Raw genomic sequence first — 22,304 nt, 5'->3', positions numbered from 1 at the left:
AGCTGTTATCAATGAAAAGAAAGCAGCGTTTCTCTAAAAGAGAGCCGTGTCATCCGTGCCCCCCCAAAAATATTATTAACAATTTAAAATACACACAATTATGGAAACAATGATTATTAAAACAGTAAACGAGAACCAACACATGATGACTTCGCTGGAAATAGCTGAAGTAACCGGTAAGCAGCACTGTCACGTAATGGAGGCCATCCGAAAAATGGAACCCGCGTGGCAGAAAGTTAATCAATCAAATTTTCGATTGATTGAATATACCGACAGTCGAGGTCGACTGATGCCCTGCTACCAGCTAACCAAGACCGAGACGCTCTACATCGCTACCAAGTTTAACGACGAGGCCCGCGCCCGATTGGTACTGCGCTGGGAAGAACTCGAGCTGGAGAGATTGGATTTTGGCTCGTCCAAGAATCCGTGCCAAAATAAACTCCCGACATTGCAGGTTCAGAAAAAGATACTGGCGATGGCGGATGAGATTGTGGGTACGGGACTGCGCATGCTGAACGAACCTGCCGAGGATACACTCACCGCCACGCAGGTGGCCAAGACGTTTAACATGAACACCCGCGACTTTAATGCCGTGCTGGCCGACATGAACATTCAGTACCGCGCCCACGGCCGATGGCACCTGGCCGAACACCTGCTGGGTAGGGGCTACACCGCCGAACGTACACACATCGACTACTCGCTGAAAGGCAAGCGCAAAATCAAAGTGTACATGACGTGGACCATGGCCGGACTGAAGTACCTTAACTCGCAATTGGGATACCCTAACCTTTAGGACATTAAACATTAAACATTAAAGATTAAACATTAAAGGCCTCGATTAAGCGAGAGCAGAGCCAAGCTTGCTTGAGCTTTGCCGAGTGTGAGAGGGCTCGATACGAAGTATCAACATTTTACTATGCAGATTACAGACACACTTTTACAGAAATTGATGGAGATGGAGGGATGCCGACTAAGCGCTTATCGCGACGAGGGCGGCGTGCCTACCATCGGCTACGGACACACACGCGGTGTGCGCATGGGCGACCGCATCAGCCCCCAGCAGGCTCGCGACTGGCTGCTACAGGATGCCACCGAGGTGATGCGACAGGTGCGACGCCTGCACGTGGCACGCACCGAGGCGCAACTAGAGGCACTCACATCGTTTGCCTTTAACGTGGGCATCGGACGGCTGAAGCAGTCAACCCTGCTCAAAACCATCCGCCAAGGCGGCAGCAAGGCTGCCATCCAGCGCCAGTTTAAACGATGGGTGTATGCCGGCGGTAGCAAGTTGCCCGGTTTGGTAGCCCGTCGCCAATGGGAGGCCGAACACTTCTTCGAACCCAGCTATGCCACCGACGATGAGATCATCGACCGGGTGTAACATTAAACATTAAAGATTAAACATTAAAGATTGGCTATGAGCACACACATTATTTATTTAAAGGACGGGGTGAAAATGATGCGCCCCGTAACCACCCGCGCAGAGTATATGGCCCTGCGCGGCAGTAACGAACAGCAGCAACTGATGGCCGCCATCCGCAGCGGCAACGAGACGTTGAAGCACCGACTGGTGCAGATGAACTACAGTTGTCTGCCCAATGCCGACGGCACACTGCGCGGCAGCACCCGTATGAGCAATACCGTGGGTATGGATATCGACCACCTTTCGGCCGAAGAGATGCCCGCCGTTCGCGATCGCATCCTGGACAAGAAGGATGAGCTGGGCTTAGGGATGCTTGAGGAGAGTGCCCGCGGCTGTGGCTACCACCTGGTGTTTACCCGACGGCCGCACATGTCGCAGGTAGAGAACCTGCAGTGGGCCGCCCAGCTGCTATGCGTGGACTACGATGCCCAGGCCAAGGACATCACCCGCGTGTTCTTCACCACCAGCACCGAGCAGCTTATCTATCTGGATGACGCCATCTTTGAACTCCCGTCCTCGGAAAGTTGTGACAAGGGACAGGGCCCAGTCACATTCTGTGACAGGTACCAGTCCCCAGTCACAAAGACTGATTCCGTGGACAATTTCCAAGAAGGAAAAATCCTAAAGTCCTGTATTCCGTTGCAAAAAAATTACAACGGCATGGCGTATAGCGATATCATCGCCAAGTATTGGGAGCTGTTTAACGGTGGCAAGCTGCCGGTGGTGGGCGATAGGAACGCACTCACCTTCGAGTTGGCCGTTACCCTGCGCTCTATCTGCGGCTACAGTCTGGAGGGCCTGCAGGCCATCGTACCCAACTACTGGGCTGCACCCGATGGCACCTGCACCGATGCCGACCGCACCGAATATCTGCACACACTGGAAAACGCCCTGAAAGAACCTCGCCGCGGCATGCCCCTGCGCCTGAAACAGGTATTGCAGGCACTCAAGGAGCAGCAAGGTGTAAAGGCCTGCGGGGGTACCGTAAGCACGCCTCCACCCATGCCCAAGCGGTTGCCGCCATTGATAAAACTACTAACCCGCAACGTGCCGTGGTACTACAAGCCCGCTGTGGCCAGTGCCGTGTTTCCTGCCCTGGGCGCCCATCTGCATGGCGTACACTTCCGCTATTGGGACAACGTGGACCACGAGGCCACGTTTATGAACCTGCTGGTGGGCCGACAGAGCGTGGGTAAGGGCTCGATCAAAAAGCCCATCGAGTATATCATGGAGGACATACGCCAGCGCGACCTGCTCAGTCGCCAGCGCGAGGCCGAGTGGAAACAGAAGAACCCCACGGGCAAGCAGAAGAAGGACCCACGCCCCGCCGACATCTGCATTCAGATGCTGATAGACAACCTGACCGATGCCGTGTTTAACCAGCGCGTGGTGGATGCCAACAACAACGGAGAGCGCTATATCTACACCATCGTAGACGAGGTAGAGGCGCTGAAGAAGGTGACATCGAGCCATAAGGCCGACGAGGTGGGACTGCTGATACGAAAGGCTTTCGACAACTCGATGGCCGGTCAGGAGCGTGTGGGTGCCGACAGCGTATCGGGCATAGCACCGCTGCGCTGGAACTTCAACGCCAGCACCACCCCACCCAACGCGCGCAAGTTCTTTTATAAGATGGTGAACGATGGCACGGTGAGCCGACTGGATGTGGCCACCATCATCCGTCCCATCGAAGACGACGACGAGGCACCCATCCTGGGCATCTACGACGACCGTTTTGCCGCCGAGCTCAAACCCTATATCGACCGTCTGGATGCTGCCAACGGACTGATAGAGTGCCCGCAAGCCCGGAAGCTGGCACTTGACCTGAAGCAGGAGAATGCCGACACCGCCCGCTTGTACGAGAGCGAGGCCTACCGTGTGCTGTCGTATCGTGCCAACGTGATAGCCTGGCTTAAGGGTATGGTGCTGTATGTGGCCCATGGCTACCGGTGGGACAAATCGATAGCCGAGTTTGTGCGCTGGAGCGAGCAGTATAACCTATGGTGCAAGATGCTGTACTTTGGAACCCAGCTTGAGAAGGAACTGAACGACGAGCAGGAACTGCAGCGCCACTCGGGTCCCCAGAACCTGCTGGAGCTGCTACCCGATGAGTTTACCCGCGAGCAGTATCTACAGATGCGCCAACAAGCCGGCCGCCCCGGTCCCGGCGACAGCACCCTGCGTACCTGGCAAACCCGCGGCCACATCGCCTACGACGAAACCTCAGCCCACTACGTTAAGATTAAAGGCCTCGATTAAGCGAGAGCAGAGCCAAGCTTGCTTGAGCTTTGCCGAGCGTGAGAGGGCTCGATACGAAGTATCAACATTAAACATTAAACATTAAAGATTAAAATGGAACACATTGATAACACACAAGAAACGTTTGTGGCACTGTGGCGGCTGTTGCGCCGCACGCGCCGCTACTGCCATCTGCACTGCAAGCGCTTTTGCATCCGCAGGGTACTGCAACTATGGTTTGGTGGCGAGGCCACCCCCGAGTTTATCTGGCAAGTATGCCACCTTTGCTGTCAGGCCGGTTGGGACCAGCTCCCACCGCCTGGCCTCTACCCGCGCCCCCATCGCGAACTGCTGCGCGCCATCGTGGCCGTACGCACAGGCATCAGCTACTACCAGATAGACCTGCGCGCCCTCGACACCGCCTACACCATCGCCTACCCCAAAAGCACACCACTGAACGTGAACAAAAAGAAGAAATCTTAACAAAGCGTATATTTTATGCATAACAATTTATCATCAAAACCAAACCTGCAGTTTACAAAGTGTAAGTTAACCACTTAATTCTACTTTCACATTGATTTTAGTCAAGTAACACTCGTTAACAGTTAAAATATGTTATAGAACACCCCCTTTTTAATAAAATTATTTGTTTATTTAGAGATTATACACTATTTTTGCAACCCGAAAGTGGCAAAAACGTGCAAAATTAATAGTTATTGCATAAATAACCAGCTACTACCAGTATTTGAAAGAGAGAATTTTAAAGTTATAAACATTATTAATTAACAAAAGAGAGAATTTATGAAACAAAGACTAACGTTGTTTTTCGTCAGCATGTTCCTGTTTGTAGGAGCTGCGCTGGCACAGACAAAAGTTACTGGTACAGTACTCTCACAGGAAGACGGACAGCCCATCATCGGTGCTGCCGTTAAGGTGGTTGGTACCAGCACTGGTATGTTGACCGACGTAAATGGTCGATTCACCGTAGCCCTCCCCGAGGGTAAGGATCAGCTGGAGATCAGCTACCTGGGCTTCGAAAGCAAGACCGTTAAGGCTAAGCCTGGTATGCGCGTATTCCTGAAGACCGACGCTCAGGTGGTTGACGAGGTTATCGTTGTAGCCTACGGTACACAGAAGAAGTCATCATTCACCGGTTCGGCCGCTACTGTAAAGGGCGAGAAGCTGGAGAAGATGCAGGTATCTAACCTTGGTAAGGCACTCGAGGGTGCTGCAGCCGGTGTACAGATCACATCAACCAACGGTACTCCTGGTGCCGACGCTCAGATTCGTATCCGTGGTATCGGTTCAATCAGCGCCAGCCAGCAGCCTCTGATCGTTGTTGACGGTGTACCTTACGAAATGTCGCTGAACTCTATCCCCACACAGGATATCGAGACCATGACCATCCTGAAGGATGCTGCCGCTAACTCTATGTACGGTGCTCGTGGTTCTAACGGTGTAATCATGATTACTACCAAGAGTGGTAAGGCTGGTAAGGTAAACATCAACTTCGACGCTCGTTACGGTTTCAACACCCGTGGCGTTCCTACCTACGACGTGATTACCGACGCTGGTCAGTACTACGAGATGATGTACGAGTCATATCGTAACAGCTTGGTTGAGCAGATGGGTATGGCCGACGCATCAAAGTATGCTGCCGAGCACCTGATCGACGGAAACCTGAAGTACAACGTATTCAAGGGTGTGGCCGACAACCAGCTCATCGATCCTACAACCGGTAAGATCAACCCTGCCGCTACACAGCGCAAGTGGACCGACGACTGGAGCAAGGATCCATTCAAGCACGGTGCTCGTCAGGAGTACACAGCAACCATCACCTCTGGTAGCGATGCAACAAAGGTATTCGCATCACTGGGTTACCTGAAGGACGAGGGTTACATGAAGGGTTCTGGTTTCGACCGTTACAACGGCCGTGTTAAGATCGACCAGAACATTGGTAAGAACATCCGCGTAGGTGGTAACATCGCATACGCACACACCGATTACAAGACTTTCGGTGACACTCAGAGCAACTACTCTAACATCTTCATGTTCTCACAGAACATCGCTCCTATCTATCCAATCTACCTGTACAACAACGACGGTAGCCTGTGGCTGGATGAGAACGGTAACCGCCAGTACGACTGGGGTACAGAGTATGTACGTCCATACGCTTCAGAGCAGAACCCATTGGCTGCTGCCGAGGCTAACATCCAGCGCAACGAGCGCGATAACATCAGCTCACGTGGCTACTTCGAGTGGTCGTTCCTGAACGACTTCAAGTTCACTGCCAACGTAGCTTACGACGTTTACAACGGCTGGTACACCGAGCTGATGACTCCAATTGGTGGTGACGCCAAGAACGTAGGTGGCCGTGGTTACAAGGAGGTTTACCGTAAGGGTGCCCTGAACGTTAACCAGCTGCTGGATTGGAACCACACATTTGGTAAGGACCACAACGTACACGTTCTGCTCGGTCATGAGAACAAGAACGATAAGTACCGTTACTTCTACGGTCAGATGACTCAGTTCTCTGATCCTACAAACCCAGAGTTTGCTAACGCAGCTCAGTATCAGGATATGACCAGCTACTCTTGGGAGTATGCACTCGAGGGTTACTTCCTGAAGGGCGAGTACAACTACGCTGACAAGTACTACCTCACAGCCAGCATCCGTCGCGATGGTAGCTCACGTTTCCACAAGGACAACCGTTGGGGTACATTCTGGGCCGTTGGTGGTTCATGGCGTTTGAACGAGGAGGCATTCCTGAAGGATGTCGACTGGCTCTCTAGCTTGAAGCTGAAGGTAAGCTACGGTACACAGGGTAACGACCACCTTCTGGACGAGAACGGTGCCGACCTGATCCACGTTTACAGCGACCTGTACACAGTAAACCGTGTTGACGGTGCTGCTGCATTCAGCAAGTGGCTGCGTGGTAACCCCGATGTAACATGGGAGAAGAGCCGTAACTTCAACGCTGGTGTCGAGGCTTCGTTCTGGGGTCGTTTGAATGTTGGTTTCGACTTCTTCATCAAGGAGACACGCGACATGCTTTATCAGAGCCCACTCGCTGCCTCTGAGGGTAAGCCTAACTACATCTGGCGCAACGAGATGAACATGAAGAACACTGGTTTCGAAATCGAGATTAGCGGTGATATCATCAAGAACAAGAACATTACTTGGAATGCATCTCTGAACCTTACTCACTATAAGAACGAGCTCACCAAGCTGCCCGACAGCAAGCCCGCTTCTGAATTCCCCAACGGTTATCAGGCCGGACGCTACTGGCGTAAGCTCGGTGGCAGCCTGTACGACTGGTACCGCTACGAGTACGTAGGTGTTGACGCTACTACTGGTAAGCCACAGTACAACCACTACACTTACAAGACCGACGCTGAGGGCAACGTAATGCGCGACGCTAACGGCGACGAGATTGTAGAGAGCATCGAGCTCGTAAACACCACATCTGAGGCTACTCTGCGTCAGACTGGTAAGAGCGCTATCCCCGACCTCACTGGTGGTTTCTCAACAACTGTAACTGCTTACGGTTTCGACCTCTCAGTATCTACAGCCTTCCAGCTGGGTGGCTGGGCATGGGATGCACAGTATGCTACACTGATGAACGCTGGCGACAACGGTGAGAACTTCCACAAGGATATGCTGAACCGTTGGACTTCTACCAACACCACAAGCAACATTCCTGCTCTGAACTTCGGCGACCAGAACGCTGGTATCGATAGCTCATCAGATTACTTCCTTACTAAGGGCAACTACTTCAGCCTGCGTAACGTAACACTGGGTTACACACTGCCTAAGAAGTGGCTCACACGTGCAGGTATCAGCAACGTACGCGTTTACCTCACAGGTGACAACATCTGGCTCAAGTCAAAGCGTAAGGGCTTCGACCCACGTTACAGCTTCAGCGGTTACAACCAGTACGCTGGTTACTCAGCCCTCAGCTCTTACTCTGTAGGTTTGAACGTTGCATTCTAATCATCAACAATTAAAAAAGAAAGTAAATATGAAAGTATTAAAATATATGTCAATGGGTCTGCTTACCCTGGCACTCGCCTCTTGCGGTAGCGACTATCTTGATACAGAATATACACGTCATCTCGACGCTGAGACTGCTGGTGAGGCAGCCGGACGCAATCCAGATGTATTCCTTAACGGTATGTGGTCATGGCAGGTTGAGTACCAGGGAAATCACGACTCTTTCGGACTCATGTCATCACTGCTGGCTAAGGATATGATGAGTGAGGATATCGCCGTAAACGGTTTCCACTGGTTCTGCTACGACTACGATTTCGACAACCGCATGTACACCTACCGTCGTACACGTGAGGAGTGGGGTTTCCACTACACCGATATCGCAAAGGCTAACGAAATTATCGGCCTCTATCCCGAGGGCGGTAAGACAGCCGACGAGAAGGGTCTGCTGGGTCAGGCACTCGCCATCCGTGGTAATGCCTACGCTTACCTGGTACAGATTTTCCAGACCTATATGAACGCTGATGGTAGCATCAACCGCTCTGCTGCTGGTGTACCTCTGATTCTTACTACTTCTGACGGTTACACACTCGACGAGCTCGACGCGCTGAAGGGTCGTAACACCGTGGGTGCTGTGCTCGACCAGGCAGAGAAAGACCTCACAGCTGCTGTTGAGAACCTGAGCGAAGGTTACAAGCGCCCATCAGGTGAGAGCGGTAAGGCTTACATCGACCTGAGCGTGGCTCAGGGTCTGCTGGCCCGTTACTACCTGCTCACACAGCAGTGGGACAAGGCTGCAGCTGCAGCTAAATCAGCACGCGCCGGTTACAGCCAGCGCACACAGAAGGGCTTGATGGATGGATTTATGGACGTAACTGCCAGCGACGTAATGTGGGGCTTCAACCACACTAGCGAAACTCAGACAGCTTATGCTTCATACTTCTCACACATCTCTAACCTGGCTCCTGGTTATGCTGGTTTGAGCTACTGCTCTAAGCTGATCGACGCTCGTTTGTACAGCAAGATTGCCGACGACGACTATCGTAAGGCACTCTTCAACGGTCCAGAGGGCGACAAGACTCAGCCTACAGCTGGTGCACGTCTGCCATACGCTAACCTGAAGTTCGGTAACGATGGTAGCTGGACAATGGACTACATCTACATGCGTGCTGCCGAGATGGTACTGATTGAGGCCGAGGCACTGGCTCGCCTGGGTAAGAACACCGAGGCTGCCGCTGTGATGAAAGAGCTCATGCAGAACCGTCAGCCAAGCTGGAACGAGGCATCAGTTACTGTCGACGATGTACTGCTGCAGCGCCGCATCGAGCTCTGGGGCGAAGGCTTTGCTTACTTCGACCTGAAGCGTAACAACAAAGGTATCGATCGTAACTACGAGGGTAGCAACCACCTGGCTGGTAGTCTGCACACCATCCCCGCACTCGACCCACGTTGGACCTACCAGATCCCACAGTCGGAGATGCAGGAGAACTCACACATCAAGGATAGCGAGCAGAACCCATAATCTCTCGTAATTCCCGAATAACAAATAACCACTTCGCGGGGTTTGCCATCCAAAGCAACCCCGCGATTTTTTGTGCCCGCCTGCTACGCGCTACAGTGCTACAGTTGAAAATAATCCCTTCGCTAACCGGTGAGGGGATTTGTTATTATTGCATATTTTATGCATAACAATTTAATATCAAAAACCAACCTTAGCTGAGCAAAGTGTAAGTTAACCGCGAAAAACTGCTTTCAGATTGATTTTTTGAATACCATTTGTATTAAAATGGTTAAAATATGTTAGAAAACAACCCTCTTTTAATAAAATTATTTGCCTATTATAATAATATACAGTAATTTTGCAGCCCCGAAACGGGACCTTATGTCCAAAAAAAGGAAGAGATTGAGACTACAGGTATAACATATAATTATTAAAAAGAGAGATTTTTATGAAACAACGACTAACGATGTTCATCGTCAGCCTGTTCCTTTTTGTGGGAACAGCGCTGGCACAGACAAAAGTTACAGGTACAGTACTCTCACAGGAGGATGGTGAGCCCATTATCGGCGCTACCATCAAGATTGTGGGTGCAGGTACTGGCGCCATCACAGACTATGACGGACAGTTTACTGTAACCATGCCCGAGGGTAAGGACATGATTGAGATTACCTACCTGGGCTGCAAGACCGAGACCTTGAAGGCCGTTAACGGTATGCGCGTAATGATGAAGCCCGACACCGAGACACTCGAGGAGGTGGTAGTTGTGGCTTACGGTACTGCCAAGAAGCAGAGTATTACCGGTTCGGTTTCGACCGTTGACCAGAAGGTGATCGAGAAGCGTATTACCTCGAACGTTACCAGTGCACTTGAGGGTGCTGCCCCTGGTGTACAGGTTAACAACACATACGGTGAGCCTGGTGCCGAGCCTACCATCCGCATTCGTGGTATCGGTTCGCTCAACGGCTCGAACACCCCACTCTACGTAGTAGATGGTATTATCTATAACGGTAACATTGCCGATCTGAACCCCGAGGATATCAAGACCATGTCGGTACTGAAGGATGCTGCATCTGCAGCTCTGTACGGTAACCGTGCATCGGCTGGTGTGGTTATCATCACCACCAAGAGCGGTGTTTCGCACGAGGGTAACTCATCTATCGACCTGAAGATTAACCATGGTTTCTACAACCGTGGTATCAAGGAGTACGACCGATTGGGTGTGAACGACTACATGGAGACATCGTGGAAGGCCATGAAGAACTGGGCTATGACCGGTTCGATGGCCTTGAGCGAGGACGAGGCTAAGGCTTATGCCAGCGCCCACCTGGCTAGCGACGTGATGCACCAGAACATCTGGGACCGTGCCAGCGACCAGCTGTTCGACGAGAACGGTAAGATGGTGGCTAACGTACTGGATGGCTACACCGACCTGGACTGGGAGGACAACATTGAGCGTACCGGTCAGCGTCAGGAGTACATCCTGAGCGGTAACTTTACTAACGATAAGACCAACGTTTACGCATCGTTAGGTTACCTGAACGAGAAGGGTTACATTATCAGCAGCGACTACGAGCGCTACACAGCCCGCGTAAACTCTACCTTTACACCTAACAAGTATTTTACTGCTGGTGTAAACCTGAATGGTACCATCTCAACCCGCCACTTTAACGACAATGCTAAGGGTAGCGCTTATAGCAACCCATTCAGCACAGCCCGTTACATGGCACCTATCTATCCTATCTACAGCCACAATGCCGATGGCAGCATTGCCACCGACCAGAATGGCGAGTATGTATATGATACTAAATCTGACTATCTTGACAACCGTAACATTGCTTACGAGCTGCGCAAGGACCAGGATACACGTAAGCGTAACGTACTGAACGGTACTGCTTACCTGACACTGAACCTGCCATACGACTTCTCGGTAACCGTTAAGGGTAACCTGTCGCACCGTTCATCTACACGTCAGCAGTACAACAACCCCGAGATTGGTGATGGTGCTGCAAACGGCGGACGACTAAGCAACTACAGCAACGAGTACGAGGACTACACCATGCAGGAGCTGCTGAACTGGGGTCACGAGTACGGCAATCACCACATCGATGCCATGGTAGGTCACGAGAACACTCACTACCAGACCGAGAACTTCATGGGTATGAACACCAATATGGCTGTTGACGGTATCTACGTACTGAACAACTTCCTTACCAACTCATACCTGAATGGTTACAACGACGAGTATGCTACCGAGTCGTACCTGGCTCGCGTACGTTATAACTACGATCAGCGCTACTATGTAGATGCATCGCTGCGCCGCGATGGTTCGTCGCGTTTCCACAAGAACAACCGCTGGGGTAACTTCTTCTCGTTCGGTGCTACATGGAATGCCAAGAAAGAGGAGTTCCTGCGCACTGTAAAGTGTGTTAACCAGTTGCGTGTTCGTGCCTCGTATGGTGAGGTGGGTAACGATGCCGGTGTAGACTACTATGGCTACCAGGCGCTTTACTACATTGAGAAGAACGGTGGTAACAGCGCCCTGATGAAGCAGAGCCTGAGCGCCGATGACATTAAGTGGGAGACTGCTCAGACTGTAGATGCAGCCATCGAGGGTCGCCTGTTCGGTCGCATGAACTTCAGCATCGGCTACTTCGACAAGCGTAACAAGGACCTGCTCTTTGCTGTTCGTCTGCCTCTGTCGGCCGGTTCGTACTCGTACGGCGAATACTTCAACATGACCGTTAACAAGAACATCGGTACCATCGCCAACCGCGGTATCGAGCTCTCAGTTGATGCCGACGTGCTGCAGAAGAAGGACTGGAATGTTAACGTAGGTTTGGACGCTACATTCATCAAGAACAAGATTATCAAGCTGCCTAACGGCGACAACATCCTGTCGGGTGTACACAACTACACCGAGGGTCGTTCGCTGTACGACTTCTACACCTATCACTTCGAGGGTGTCGATCAGATGACCGGTCGTTCACTTTACACACTCGATCCTGAGAAGAAGGAAACTGCTGCCCAGCAGGGCGAGTTGGTAACCATCAACGGTGTTGACTATACTACCGATACAGCTTACGGCAAGCGCGACTTCCACGGCACTGCTGCTCCTACCGTTTACGGTTCGGTTCACGGCAACGTAAGCTGGAAGGACCTGACACTGAGCCTCCTGGCTACCTACAGTCTGGGTGGTAAGACTATCGACTATACTTATCAGACCCTGATGAGCACCAACGCCATGTCGAGCGGTTCGGCTCTGCACAAGGATGCTCTGAAGGCCTGGAACGGTGTTCCCGAGGGTATGACCGAGACATCGGCCAACCGCATTGATCCCAACGGTGTGCCTGCCATGGATTACAACCTGAGTTCGAAGAACAACGCTACCTGCGACCGCTGGCTCACAAGCGCATCGTACCTGGTAATGAAGAACATCAGTCTGTCGTACAGTCTGCCTAAGAAGTGGCTTACCAGCCTGAACGCAGGTGTCAACGGTGCCACACTTACCGCTGGTGTTGAGAACCTCTTCACTCTGACTGGTCGCAAGGGTATGAACCCACAGTACAACTTTACTGGTGGTTCGGACGATACCTACGTAACAGCCCGCGTTTGGAACTTCTCACTCAATTTTAATTTCTAATGATTATTAAAGGAATATTGAAGTATGAAAAAATATATTAGCAACATCATGGCGGGTTTCATGCTGGTTAGCGCTCCCGCATTGGTATCATGTGGCGAGGACTATCTGAACACCGCTCCTACCGAGTCGATTTCGGCTGATGACGCTGTAGCCACAACCGAGAACGCCTACAAGGCTCTGAATGGTATTGCCAAGAGCATGAGCACCCAGCAGGCCGCCTGGGATCAGGGTTGTGCCGGCGAGAACCGCATCATCGCCCTGTACGAGAACTACGCCAGTCAGGACTACTTCTACAACTACTACGCACAGGGTTGGGCTCCTATCATGAACCTGCAGTACTCTCTGCGTAACAACACATCGTACGATGCTTACCCCTGGTTCTACTATTATACTTTGGTAGGACAGGCTAACACCATCATCGCTCGTATCGACGACGCCACTGGCGAAGAGTCGATGAAGAAATTCGAGAAGGCTTCGGCACTCACATTCCGTGCTTACAGCTTCGAGAAGCTGCTGCACTACTATGCTCCACGCTGGCAGGACAGCGACAACGGCAGTGCCAAGGGTATCTGTCTGCGCCTTGATGAGTCAACAGGCGAGCTGCCACAGGCTACTATGGCTGAGTGCTATGCCCAGATTTACAAGGATCTCGACGAGGCTATCACTCTGTTCCAGCAGAGCGGTATGAACCGTGCTGCAAACGAGATCTGGATTGCTAACGAGAACGTAGCACACGCTGTTTACGCACGTGCTGCCCTGGCAAAGCAGGACTATCAGACAGCGCTTACACACGCACCTCTGGCTCGCAAGGGTTATGCCCTGATGAGCAATGCCGATTACTATGCCGGTTTCTGCAAGCCAACCAGCGAGTGGATTTTCGGTAGCTACGGCGATGCTCAGGAGAACATGTGGTACTGGAGCTACGGTACACAGTACTCTTGTAACGGCTACTATGCCAACAACACCGCTAACGGTGCTGGTTCAATCGACATCGAGCTGACCAACCAGATTCCCGACAACGACGCTCGTAAGGGATTGTTCCTCACACCTGATAAGTTCGAGAACTTCGACCTGAGCGATCCAACCGTTACAGATAACTACTATCTGAGCTATGGTATCATGGGATTCAGCAACGACGATCTTTGGAACGAGGTTGACGCCTGGGTTGAGAACCGTCACAACTCATCGGCTGCCAGCAGCATGGACCGCCCATACCAGCCTGGTTACTACTACGTAGGTGGACAGACAAAGTTCTACGTATTCGACACTCCAGGTGTAGGCTACCTGCCATTCATCCGCTCATCTGAGATGGTACTGATCGAGGCCGAGGCCAACTACTTCCTGGGTAACGAGGCTGCCGCACAGGCTGCACTGGTTGAGCTGAATGCCAAGACCGGACGTGATGCCAACTACACCTGCGAGAAGACTGGCGAGGAGCTCTTCGACGAGATTGTGAACTACCGTCGCCTGGAGCTTTGGGGCGAGGGCTTCGGTTTCAGCGACTACAAGCGTTGGAACAAGGAGATTTCGCGTAAGGCTCTTAACAAGGGTGGTAGCGCATCTGTTGCCATCGCTGTAACCGTTAAGACCAGCGATCCTAACTGGACATGGGCCATCCCACAGTGGGAGACCGACTACAACGATGCCTTCAGAGACCCAACTAAGGATGCAAAATAACTTTTTAATATCAATACCATAAAAAGAAGTGCGGGATTTGCCATAAAAAGCAAGTCCCGCTATTTTTTTTCAGTGCGCTACAGCGCTACAGTGCTACAGTTAGAATCTTAGCGTTTGGCCTTGAAGAAGTTCTGCATCAGCTCGCGGCATTCGTCCTCTAACACCCCTTGGGTTACCTGGGCCTTGGGATGGAATGCATGGGGAGCCAGCAGATGGTAGCCACGCTTATCGTCGGGGGCACCATACACAATACGGGGTATCTGCGCCCAACCGATGGCACCAGCACACATGGTGCAGGGCTCAACGGTAACATACAGTGTACACTCGGTAAGATACTTGCCACCCAGCGTGTTGGCAGCGGCAGTAATGGCCTGCATCTCGGCATGGGCGGTAACATCGCACAGCGTTTCGGTGAGGTTGTGCGCACGCGACACTACCCTATCCTTACACACCACCACGGCACCAATGGGTATCTCGCCCGCCTCGAGTGCCAAATGGGCCTCGTCTAACGCCATCTGCATGTAGCGTTCGTCTTTTTTTTGTTGTTCTTCGTTAATCATGGTGCAAAGTTACAAAAAATTTTGTATCTTTGCACTCGGAATATGATGGAATTTAAGATAGTGCACGTTGATGAGACCGATTCTACCAACCGTTGGATGAAGGAAAACGGCGAGGGTGTGATGGTGGTTGTGGCTGATTTTCAGACTGCTGGAAAGGGTTGCGGCTCCAACACATGGGAGAGCGAGCGGGGCCAGAACCTGCTTTTCTCGGTGCTTATCCACCCCCAGAAGGTATCGGCACGCACACAGTTCATCATTACCCAGATGGTATCGGTAGCCCTGTGCAACACCTTGCAGCGCTACATACCGCAAACACCCGAAATAAAATGGCCTAACGACATTTACGTTGGCAACAAGAAGATATGCGGCGTGCTGATTGAGAACCGACTGGAAGGCCGTCGTATCAAGGATTGCATTATCGGCATCGGACTGGATGTGAACCAGACGGTGTTTGTGAGCGATGCCCCCAACCCTGTATCAATCAAACAACTGACTGGCCGCGACACCGATCGCGACGAGCTGTTGGCGGCTTTCCTCGACGAACTGCAACGCGCCATCGAAAACAAGGGCATACACCAGGCGTACATGAATCGTCTGTACCGTCGCGAGGGTCTGCACCCGTTCGAAGCCAACGGCAAGCGCTTTATGGCCACCGTGGTTGGCACTACCGACGACGGCCGCCTGATGCTGCAGGATGCCAACGGCATAGCACATCTGTACCGATTTAAAGAAGTGGTTTTTGTCATTGAACATTGACCATTCTTTTAGTCGGCGTACCGCCTTTGTAAAAGCGGCAAAGCCGAGCGGACCATTGAACATTAAATGGTAAAATAGTAAATAGTGAAATAGTAAAATTAAAGAGATGGCAAGATTTAAGAGAATTCTGTTAAAGCTTTCGGGCGAGAGCCTGATGGGCAAGCAGGGCTACGGTATCGACCCTGAGAGATTGAGCGACTACGCCAATCAGATTAAGGAAATAGCAGGCATGGGCGTGCAGATTGGTATCGTGATTGGTGGTGGTAACATCTTCCGTGGACTCTCGGGCTCACAGAAGGGTTTCGACCGTGTAAAGGGCGACCAGATGGGTATGTGCGCCACCGTTATCAACTCGCTGGCACTGAGCTCGGCTCTGGGTGCTGTGGGTGTTAAGAACAAGGTGCTTACCGCTATCCGCATGGAGCCTATCGGTGAGTTCTACACCAAGTGGAAGGCCATCGAGGCAATGGAGGCTGGCTACGTGTGCATCTTCTCAGCCGGTACAGGTTCGCCCTACTTCACCACCGATACTGGCAGCAGCCTGCGCGGTATTGAGATTGAGGCCGACGTGATGCTGAAGGGCACCCGCGTGGATGGTATCTACACTGCCGACCCCGAGAAGGATCCTACAGCTACCAAGTTCGAGGATATTACCTACAAAGAGGTGCTGGCACGCGGACTGAAGGTGATGGACCTTACAGCTATCTGCATGTGTCAGGACAATAACCTGCCCATCTACGTATTCAACATGGACGTAGTAGGCAATCTTAAAAAGGTAATGGATGGCGAACAGATTGGTACCTTAGTTCACAACTAAGGTACTATTTCACCTCTTCAAACTCAACGTATTCGTCGTCGCCCTTTTCAAAAATCTTCTTTTCATCGGGGCGCTCGTCTACAATAGTTACACCACCACTCGTAGTTGTTCTACGGGTGGTTTTATATTGTGGTCCACCTTGTGCATTGGCACCGCCCTTACCAGCGCTCTGCGAGCCTGGCTTGCGACTGCTCTTGAAATAATCCTCGCCAAAGGGGTTACGCTCCTTTGCCTCCTGTCGACGACCGCGGCGGTACATATAATCCTCAACATTCTCGCGCATACGCTTCATGTTGCGATACAACACGTTAATAACGATGATAGCGATAACAGCCAGGGCAATGAAGCCAAACACAATAAAGGCCACAAAAGTCTTCATAAAGACCATCTTTTTTCTACTTTTTAGTTACATTAGCAATCTTAGACAGCAGAACGTACCACGCAATGATGGCCGCAAAGCCGCTAACACCAAGGAAAAGCAACAGGGGGATGCAAGAGATTACGAAGATGTACTTGATTTCGTTGCCCTTAAAGCCCCAGTGCTTGAATTTCAGTGCAAACATAGGTATCTCGGCAATCAGCAGATAACAACTGCAATACACACAGCCAAGGATAGAAGGATTCAGCCAGTCGTAATAGATGCAGTGCTGCTGCAAGCCAACAATAGCCGAACCCCAGAACAATGCATTGGCAGGGGTTGGCAGGCCGATAAATCCTGTGGCCTGACGTTCGTCGAGATTAAATTTGGCTAGACGGAGTGCCGAAAAAGCAGCCATCAGGAATACGGTGTACTCCAGATATGGCAATGGCAACTCCTGTGTTTTCAGGTAACTGAACACGATAGCCGACGGTGCAAAACCGAAAGTGATGTCATCGGCCAGTGAATCGAGCTCCTTGCCAATGGGCGATGAAACACCCAACAAACGGGCACTCATACCATCAAAGAAATCGAATACTGCACCAATGATGATAAACAGCAACGCCATCTCGAAATCGCTCAGGAAAGCGAAATAGGTTGCGATACAACCAGAAATAAGGTTGCAGCAGGTTATCGTGTTAGGGATATGCTTCTTAATCATTGAACATTGAACATTGACCATTGGACATTAAGCCAATTTGGCGATGACTGTCTGATCGCCAGTGGTTGGCTGATTCATTGTAACGGTAGCCTTGGCAGTAAGTGGCAGGTACACATCTACGCGCGAACCTAACTTAATAAAACCCAGGTGCTCGTCGATATAGCACTCCTCGCCATCCTTGGCGTAAGTAACGATACGGCGAGCCATGGCACCAGCAATCTGGCGCACCAGGATATCCTGACCGTCGGCAGTGGTAATCATAATGTCGGCATGCTCGTTCTCCTCGCTGGCCTTGGGCAGCCAAGCCTTGTGATAGTTGCCGTTAAAGTGCTTCACAAACTTTACCTTACCATCAACCGGATACCAGTTGGCATGCACGTTAAGCGGACTCATAAAAATCGAAATCATCAGTCGCTTATCGTGAAAATAGGTATTCTCTTCGGCCTCCTCAACCACTACAATCTTTCCGTCGGCAGGAGCCACCACCAACTTATCGGTATCGCCATTAAAATAGCGGATTGGGCAACGATAAAAGTTAAGTGCAATAAACCATGCGGTAACAAACACAGCCACAAAAATCCAGAACGGAATGGTTGTTTCCAGTCCGTACCACAGTAATGAGCCTATGCCGACAATTGCCAAGGCACTGAGCGTCAACTCGTTAGTACCCTCGCGATGTATTCTAATCTTCTTGAGTTTCTTTATTCTTTCTCCCATCAGTTACTTTCGATTGTTTCAATTCTGGGTGCAAAGGTACATCTTTTATACGAGAATTACAAACTTTTCACGTTTTTCTTTTGGTAATCTCGAAAAATCGGCGTAACTTTGGACCACAAAAATAAGCATTTCAAGAGAAAACGATGGAAGATTTCGTACATCTGCACGTACATACATATTACTCGATACTCGACGGACAGTCGAGTATCAAAAAGCTTGTAGACAAAGCTATCGGCGATGGCATGAAGGGTATGGCCATTACCGACCACGGCGACATGTTCGGCATTAAGGAATTTCACGACATATGCAACGGTGTGAACAAACAGCGTAAAAAAGACGGACTTGAACCTTTTAAGCCCATTTTTGGTTGCGAGATGTATGTGGCACGCCGAGGCGACATGATGCTGAAAGAAGGCAAGGAAGACCTGGGTGGATACCACCTGATAGTGCTGGCCAAGAACGAGCATGGCTACAAGAACCTGATTAAGCTGGTAAGTAACTCGTGGGTGGATGGTTTCTACAACCGTCCGCGTACCGACCACAAGCAGCTGGAGAAGTATCACGAAGATCTGATTGTGTGCTCGGCCTGTATTGCCGGCGAGGTGCCTGCCAAAATCCTGAAAGGCGACATCGAGGGTGCCCGTAAGGCCATAGAATGGCACAAGAACCTGTGGGGCGACGACTACTATCTGGAGCTGCAGCGCCACGAGGTGACCGACCCGAACATTCGCGCCAACCGCGAAACCTTCCCCCTGCAGCAGCAGGCCAACAAGGTGCTGATTGAACTGGCTAAGGAGTACGGCGTAAAGCTGGTGTGTACCAACGATAGCCACTTTGTGGACAAGGAGAATGCCGAGGCCCACGACCACCTGCTGTGTCTGGCCACGGGTAAGGACCTGGACGACCCCACACGTATGCTGTACTCGAAGCAGGAGTGGTTCAAGACCCAGCAGGAGATGAACGACATCTTCAGCGATGTGCCCGAAGCGCTGGCCAACACCGTGGAGATATTAAATAAGGTGGAAACCTACAGTCTGGATGCCGACCCGATTATGCCCTTCTTCCCTATCCCCGAGAGTTTCGGTACCGAGGAGGAGTGGCGACAGAAGTTTACCGAGCAGCAGCTGTTTGAGGAGTTTACCACCGACGAGAACGGACAGAACCCGCTGGACCCTGAGGCTGCCGAGAAGAAAATCAAGAAGCTGGGCGGCTACGACAAGATATACCGTATTAAGTTCGAGGCCGACTACCTGGCCAAACTGGCCTACGAAGGAGCCGAGAAACGCTACGGCAACCCCATACCAAAGGATGTTGAGGAGCGCGTAAAATTCGAGCTGCACATTATGAAGACGATGGGTTTCCCGGGCTACTTCCTGATTGTGCAGGACTTTATCAACTCGGCCCGCGACGAGCTGGGTGTGATGGTAGGTCCCGGTCGTGGATCGGCTGCCGGTAGTGTGGTAGCCTACTGCCTGGGTATCACCAAGATCGACCCTCTGAAATACGACCTGCTGTTTGAGCGTTTCCTGAACCCCGACCGTATCTCGCTGCCTGATATCGATACCGACTTCGACGATGACGGCCGCGGAAAAGTGCTGAAGTGGGTAATGGATAAGTACGGGCACGAGAACTGTGCACATATCATTACCTACGCATCGATGGCTACCAAGAACTCGATCAAGGACGTAGCCCGTGTAGAGAATGTGCCGCTGGCTATATCAAACGCCCTGTGTAAGGCCATCCCCGACCGACTGCCCGAAGTAGATGGCAAGACGCCGAAGATGAACCTGACCAACGCCATCAAGGCTGTTCCCGAGTTGCAGGAGGCCGAAGCATCTACCGACCCGCATATTGCCAACACCATGAAGTATGCCAAGATGCTGGAGGGCACCGTGCGCGGTACTGGTATCCACGCCTGCGGATTCATCATCTGTCGCGACCCTATCAGCGACCACGTGCCAGTGTCAACGGCCGATGACCCCGACTTTAAGGGCACCAAGACCAACTGTACGCAGTACGACGGACACGTAATTGAATCTACCGGATTGATCAAGATGGACTTCCTGGGTCTGAAAACCCTGTCGGAGTTGAAGGAGGCCTGCGCCAACATCAAGCGAACACGCGGCATCGATGTGGATCTGGACACCATCCCCATCGACGACCCTAAGACATACGAACTTTATCAGCAAGGCCGCACCGTAGGTACGTTCCAGTTCGAGTCGCAAGGTATGCAGAAGTACCTGCGCGAGCTGCACCCCACGGTGTTCGAAGACCTGATTGCCATGAACGCCCTGTATCGCCCGGGACCTATGGACTATATCCCATCGTTCATCGCCCGTAAGAACGGCCGTGAGCCCATTACTTACGATATCGACTGCATGGAGAAGTACCTGAAGGATACCTACGGTATTACGGTATATCAGGAGCAGGTGATGCTGCTTTCACGTCAGTTGGCCGACTTTACCCGAGGCGAGAGTGATGCCCTGCGTAAGGCCATGGGTAAGAAGAAAAAGGATATTGTTGACGCCATGAAGCCTAAGTTTATCGAGGGCGGTAAGAAGAACGGTCACGACCCGAAGGTGCTGGAGAAGATCTGGGCCGACTGGGAGAAGTTTGCATCGTATGCGTTCAACAAATCGCACGCTGCCTGCTACTCGTGGGTGGCCTATCAAACGGCTTATCTCAAGGCCAACTACCCTGCCGAATACATGGCGGCCATCATGAGCCGCCGCCGCGACCAGATTACCGAAATCACCAAGCTGATGGATGAGTGCAAGCAGATGGGTATAGCCACGCTGGGCCCTGATGTGAACGAGTCGTACGAGAAGTTCGGTGTGAACCATCATGGCGAAATCCGTTTCGGTCTGGGTGCCATCAAGGGTATGGGCGATTCGGCTGCACTCTCGATTATCGACGAGCGCGAGAAAAACGGTCCGTACAAGGATATCTACGATTTTGCCCAGCGCGTAAACTTCTCGGCTGTGAACCGTAAGGCCTTCGAATCGCTGGCACTGAGCGGTGGTTTCGACAGCTTCGGTATCCGTCGCGAGGATTACTTTGCCAAGAACCCCAAGGGCGAGACATTTATTGAGATGCTGTGCCGTTACGGACAGCTGTACCAGCAGGAGCAGGCCGAGATGAAGAACTCGCTGTTCGGCATGTTTGGCGAGGGTGTGGAGATAGCTCAGCCTCAGCCACCCAAGAACGACATCCGCTGGAGCGACATCGAACGACTGAACAAGGAGCGCGAGCTGGTAGGTATCTATCTGTCGGCCCATCCGCTCGACGAATATAAGATTATCCTCGACAACCTGTGCAACACCAAATGTACAGAATTGGCAGACATCGCCAAATTGGCAGACCGCGAGGATGTGATACTGGGCGGTATTGTAACGGCCCAGAAAACAGGCTTTACCAAAACGGGCAAACCCTACGGTGTGGTTACCATCGAGGACTTCGACGGTTCGGGCGAAATCTTCATGATGGGCGAGGAATGGGGGCAACGCGCAGGTATGTTCTCAATCGGTGCTTCGGTGTATGTAACGGGTAAGGTTAAGAGCCGATTTATGTACAACGAAAATGGCCCGAAAGACCTGAAAATAGGCGGTGTAGAGTTCCTGCAGACCATTAAGGAGCGCGCCATCGACCGCATCACCATCTCGCTGATGACCGACCATGTGAACGACGAGTTGGTGAACGACCTGACGGAGCTGATAAACGAGAACCCGGGTAAGACCAAACTGTTCTTCCAGTTGCGCGACTCGAGTGGTAAGCATCACGTGCTACTGCGTAGCAAACGCGAGGGTATCGACGTGAAGAATAAGCTCATCGATTACATTAACACCCACGACGGTTTGGCATACAGTATTAATTAATGGCACGCAATTTGCTGGTAACGAGATAGTT

The 22,304-nt window shown here is 51.6% G+C and carries 15 protein-coding genes; 11 read left to right on the top strand and 4 right to left on the bottom strand.

Features of this window, described 5'->3' with window-relative positions; all coding sequences use genetic code 11:
* The first annotated feature begins 100 nt into the window (after positions 1–100).
* The 8 genes from T499_RS14010 to T499_RS0102605 all read left to right on the top strand — a co-directional run bounded on the left by T499_RS14010 (position 101) and on the right by T499_RS0102605 (position 14,469).
* Positions 101–793 carry a Rha family transcriptional regulator gene (locus tag T499_RS14010; protein ID WP_084162859.1) on the top strand — a complete coding sequence of 231 codons (693 nt, stop codon included), beginning with the start codon at positions 101–103 and terminating at the stop codon, positions 791–793.
* Positions 794–916: 123 nt separating this feature from the next.
* On the top strand, positions 917–1,381 hold the full coding sequence (locus T499_RS0102635; protein WP_052173320.1) for a lysozyme: 465 nt from the start codon (positions 917–919) through the stop codon (positions 1,379–1,381).
* Positions 1,382–1,417: 36 nt separating this feature from the next.
* Complete coding sequence (locus T499_RS0102630; protein WP_232221038.1) at positions 1,418–3,682, top strand: hypothetical protein; 2,265 nt, start codon at positions 1,418–1,420, stop codon at positions 3,680–3,682.
* 93 nt (positions 3,683–3,775) lie between these two features.
* Positions 3,776–4,144: a hypothetical protein gene (locus T499_RS0102625; protein WP_033149635.1), complete on the top strand. Its 369-nt coding sequence runs from the start codon at positions 3,776–3,778 to the stop codon at positions 4,142–4,144.
* A 318-nt stretch (positions 4,145–4,462) separates the two neighbouring features.
* Positions 4,463–7,654, top strand: a complete 3,192-nt coding sequence (locus T499_RS0102620; RefSeq protein WP_033149634.1) for a SusC/RagA family TonB-linked outer membrane protein — start codon at positions 4,463–4,465, stop codon at positions 7,652–7,654.
* A 28-nt stretch (positions 7,655–7,682) separates the two neighbouring features.
* Positions 7,683–9,173, top strand: a complete 1,491-nt coding sequence (locus T499_RS0102615; RefSeq protein WP_033149633.1) for a RagB/SusD family nutrient uptake outer membrane protein — start codon at positions 7,683–7,685, stop codon at positions 9,171–9,173.
* Between the two features lie 427 nt (positions 9,174–9,600).
* The gene (locus T499_RS0102610) at positions 9,601–12,792 is read left to right on the top strand and encodes a SusC/RagA family TonB-linked outer membrane protein (protein WP_033149632.1); all 3,192 of its coding nucleotides are present in this window, start codon (positions 9,601–9,603) and stop codon (positions 12,790–12,792) included.
* A 24-nt stretch (positions 12,793–12,816) separates the two neighbouring features.
* Positions 12,817–14,469 (top strand): RagB/SusD family nutrient uptake outer membrane protein, encoded by a 1,653-nt coding sequence (locus tag T499_RS0102605; RefSeq protein ID WP_033149631.1) that lies wholly within the window; start codon positions 12,817–12,819, stop codon positions 14,467–14,469.
* A gap of 107 nt (positions 14,470–14,576) precedes the next feature.
* Here T499_RS0102605 and T499_RS0102600 read toward each other — a convergent pair whose 3' ends face one another.
* Positions 14,577–15,029 (bottom strand): nucleoside deaminase, encoded by a 453-nt coding sequence (locus T499_RS0102600; protein WP_013064046.1) that lies wholly within the window; start codon positions 15,027–15,029, stop codon positions 14,577–14,579.
* A gap of 42 nt (positions 15,030–15,071) precedes the next feature.
* On the opposite strand from T499_RS0102600, the gene T499_RS0102595 reads away from it, so the two are divergent.
* Both T499_RS0102595 and pyrH read left to right on the top strand, forming a co-directional pair.
* Positions 15,072–15,785 carry a biotin--[acetyl-CoA-carboxylase] ligase gene (locus tag T499_RS0102595; protein WP_033149630.1) on the top strand — a complete coding sequence of 238 codons (714 nt, stop codon included), beginning with the start codon at positions 15,072–15,074 and terminating at the stop codon, positions 15,783–15,785.
* A gap of 106 nt (positions 15,786–15,891) precedes the next feature.
* Positions 15,892–16,602: a UMP kinase gene (gene pyrH / locus T499_RS0102590; RefSeq protein ID WP_013065609.1), complete on the top strand. Its 711-nt coding sequence runs from the start codon at positions 15,892–15,894 to the stop codon at positions 16,600–16,602.
* Positions 16,603–16,606: 4 nt separating this feature from the next.
* Here pyrH and T499_RS0102585 read toward each other — a convergent pair whose 3' ends face one another.
* Genes T499_RS0102585 through T499_RS0102575 form a run of 3 tightly spaced genes read right to left on the bottom strand, consistent with a single transcriptional unit; the run spans position 16,607 to position 18,398 of the window.
* On the bottom strand, positions 16,607–16,990 hold the full coding sequence (locus tag T499_RS0102585) for a DUF4834 family protein (protein WP_033149629.1): 384 nt from the start codon (positions 16,988–16,990) through the stop codon (positions 16,607–16,609).
* A 7-nt stretch (positions 16,991–16,997) separates the two neighbouring features.
* Positions 16,998–17,681, bottom strand: coding sequence for a CDP-alcohol phosphatidyltransferase family protein (locus T499_RS0102580; protein WP_033149628.1), 684 nt, complete (start codon positions 17,679–17,681; stop codon positions 16,998–17,000).
* Between the two features lie 27 nt (positions 17,682–17,708).
* The gene (locus tag T499_RS0102575; RefSeq protein WP_033149627.1) at positions 17,709–18,398 is read right to left on the bottom strand and encodes a phosphatidylserine decarboxylase family protein; all 690 of its coding nucleotides are present in this window, start codon (positions 18,396–18,398) and stop codon (positions 17,709–17,711) included.
* Positions 18,399–18,541: 143 nt separating this feature from the next.
* Here T499_RS0102575 and dnaE point away from each other — a divergent pair, with 143 nt between their 5' ends.
* Entirely contained in the window at positions 18,542–22,273 is a 3,732-nt protein-coding gene (gene dnaE, locus T499_RS0102570; protein WP_033149626.1) for a DNA polymerase III subunit alpha, read from the top strand.
* The last annotated feature ends 31 nt before the right edge of the window (positions 22,274–22,304 follow it).

Origin of the sequence: Prevotella sp. RM4 (genome assembly GCF_000701965.1) — a bacterium.
Classification (GTDB): Bacteria; Bacteroidota; Bacteroidia; order Bacteroidales; family Bacteroidaceae; genus Prevotella; species Prevotella ruminicola.
Note: the sequence above shows the minus strand (reverse complement) of the source record. Positions and strands in the feature narration are given on the sequence as shown.

Excerpts from the sequence above, each read along its gene's own strand:
- T499_RS14010 (WP_084162859.1), top strand. The coding sequence starts at position 101 with ATGGAAACAATGATTATTAAAACAGTAAACGAGAACCAACACATGATG.
- T499_RS0102635 (WP_052173320.1), top strand. The coding sequence starts at position 917 with ATGCAGATTACAGACACACTTTTACAGAAATTGATGGAGATGGAGGGA.
- T499_RS0102630 (WP_232221038.1), top strand. The coding sequence starts at position 1,418 with ATGAGCACACACATTATTTATTTAAAGGACGGGGTGAAAATGATGCGC.
- T499_RS0102625 (WP_033149635.1), top strand. The coding sequence starts at position 3,776 with ATGGAACACATTGATAACACACAAGAAACGTTTGTGGCACTGTGGCGG.
- T499_RS0102620 (WP_033149634.1), top strand. The coding sequence starts at position 4,463 with ATGAAACAAAGACTAACGTTGTTTTTCGTCAGCATGTTCCTGTTTGTA.
- T499_RS0102615 (WP_033149633.1), top strand. The coding sequence starts at position 7,683 with ATGAAAGTATTAAAATATATGTCAATGGGTCTGCTTACCCTGGCACTC.
- T499_RS0102610 (WP_033149632.1), top strand. The coding sequence starts at position 9,601 with ATGAAACAACGACTAACGATGTTCATCGTCAGCCTGTTCCTTTTTGTG.
- T499_RS0102605 (WP_033149631.1), top strand. The coding sequence starts at position 12,817 with ATGAAAAAATATATTAGCAACATCATGGCGGGTTTCATGCTGGTTAGC.
- T499_RS0102600 (WP_013064046.1), bottom strand. The coding sequence starts at position 15,029 with ATGATTAACGAAGAACAACAAAAAAAAGACGAACGCTACATGCAGATG.
- T499_RS0102595 (WP_033149630.1), top strand. The coding sequence starts at position 15,072 with ATGATGGAATTTAAGATAGTGCACGTTGATGAGACCGATTCTACCAAC.
- pyrH (WP_013065609.1), top strand. The coding sequence starts at position 15,892 with ATGGCAAGATTTAAGAGAATTCTGTTAAAGCTTTCGGGCGAGAGCCTG.
- T499_RS0102585 (WP_033149629.1), bottom strand. The coding sequence starts at position 16,990 with ATGGTCTTTATGAAGACTTTTGTGGCCTTTATTGTGTTTGGCTTCATT.
- T499_RS0102580 (WP_033149628.1), bottom strand. The coding sequence starts at position 17,681 with ATGATTAAGAAGCATATCCCTAACACGATAACCTGCTGCAACCTTATT.
- T499_RS0102575 (WP_033149627.1), bottom strand. The coding sequence starts at position 18,398 with ATGGGAGAAAGAATAAAGAAACTCAAGAAGATTAGAATACATCGCGAG.
- dnaE (WP_033149626.1), top strand. The coding sequence starts at position 18,542 with ATGGAAGATTTCGTACATCTGCACGTACATACATATTACTCGATACTC.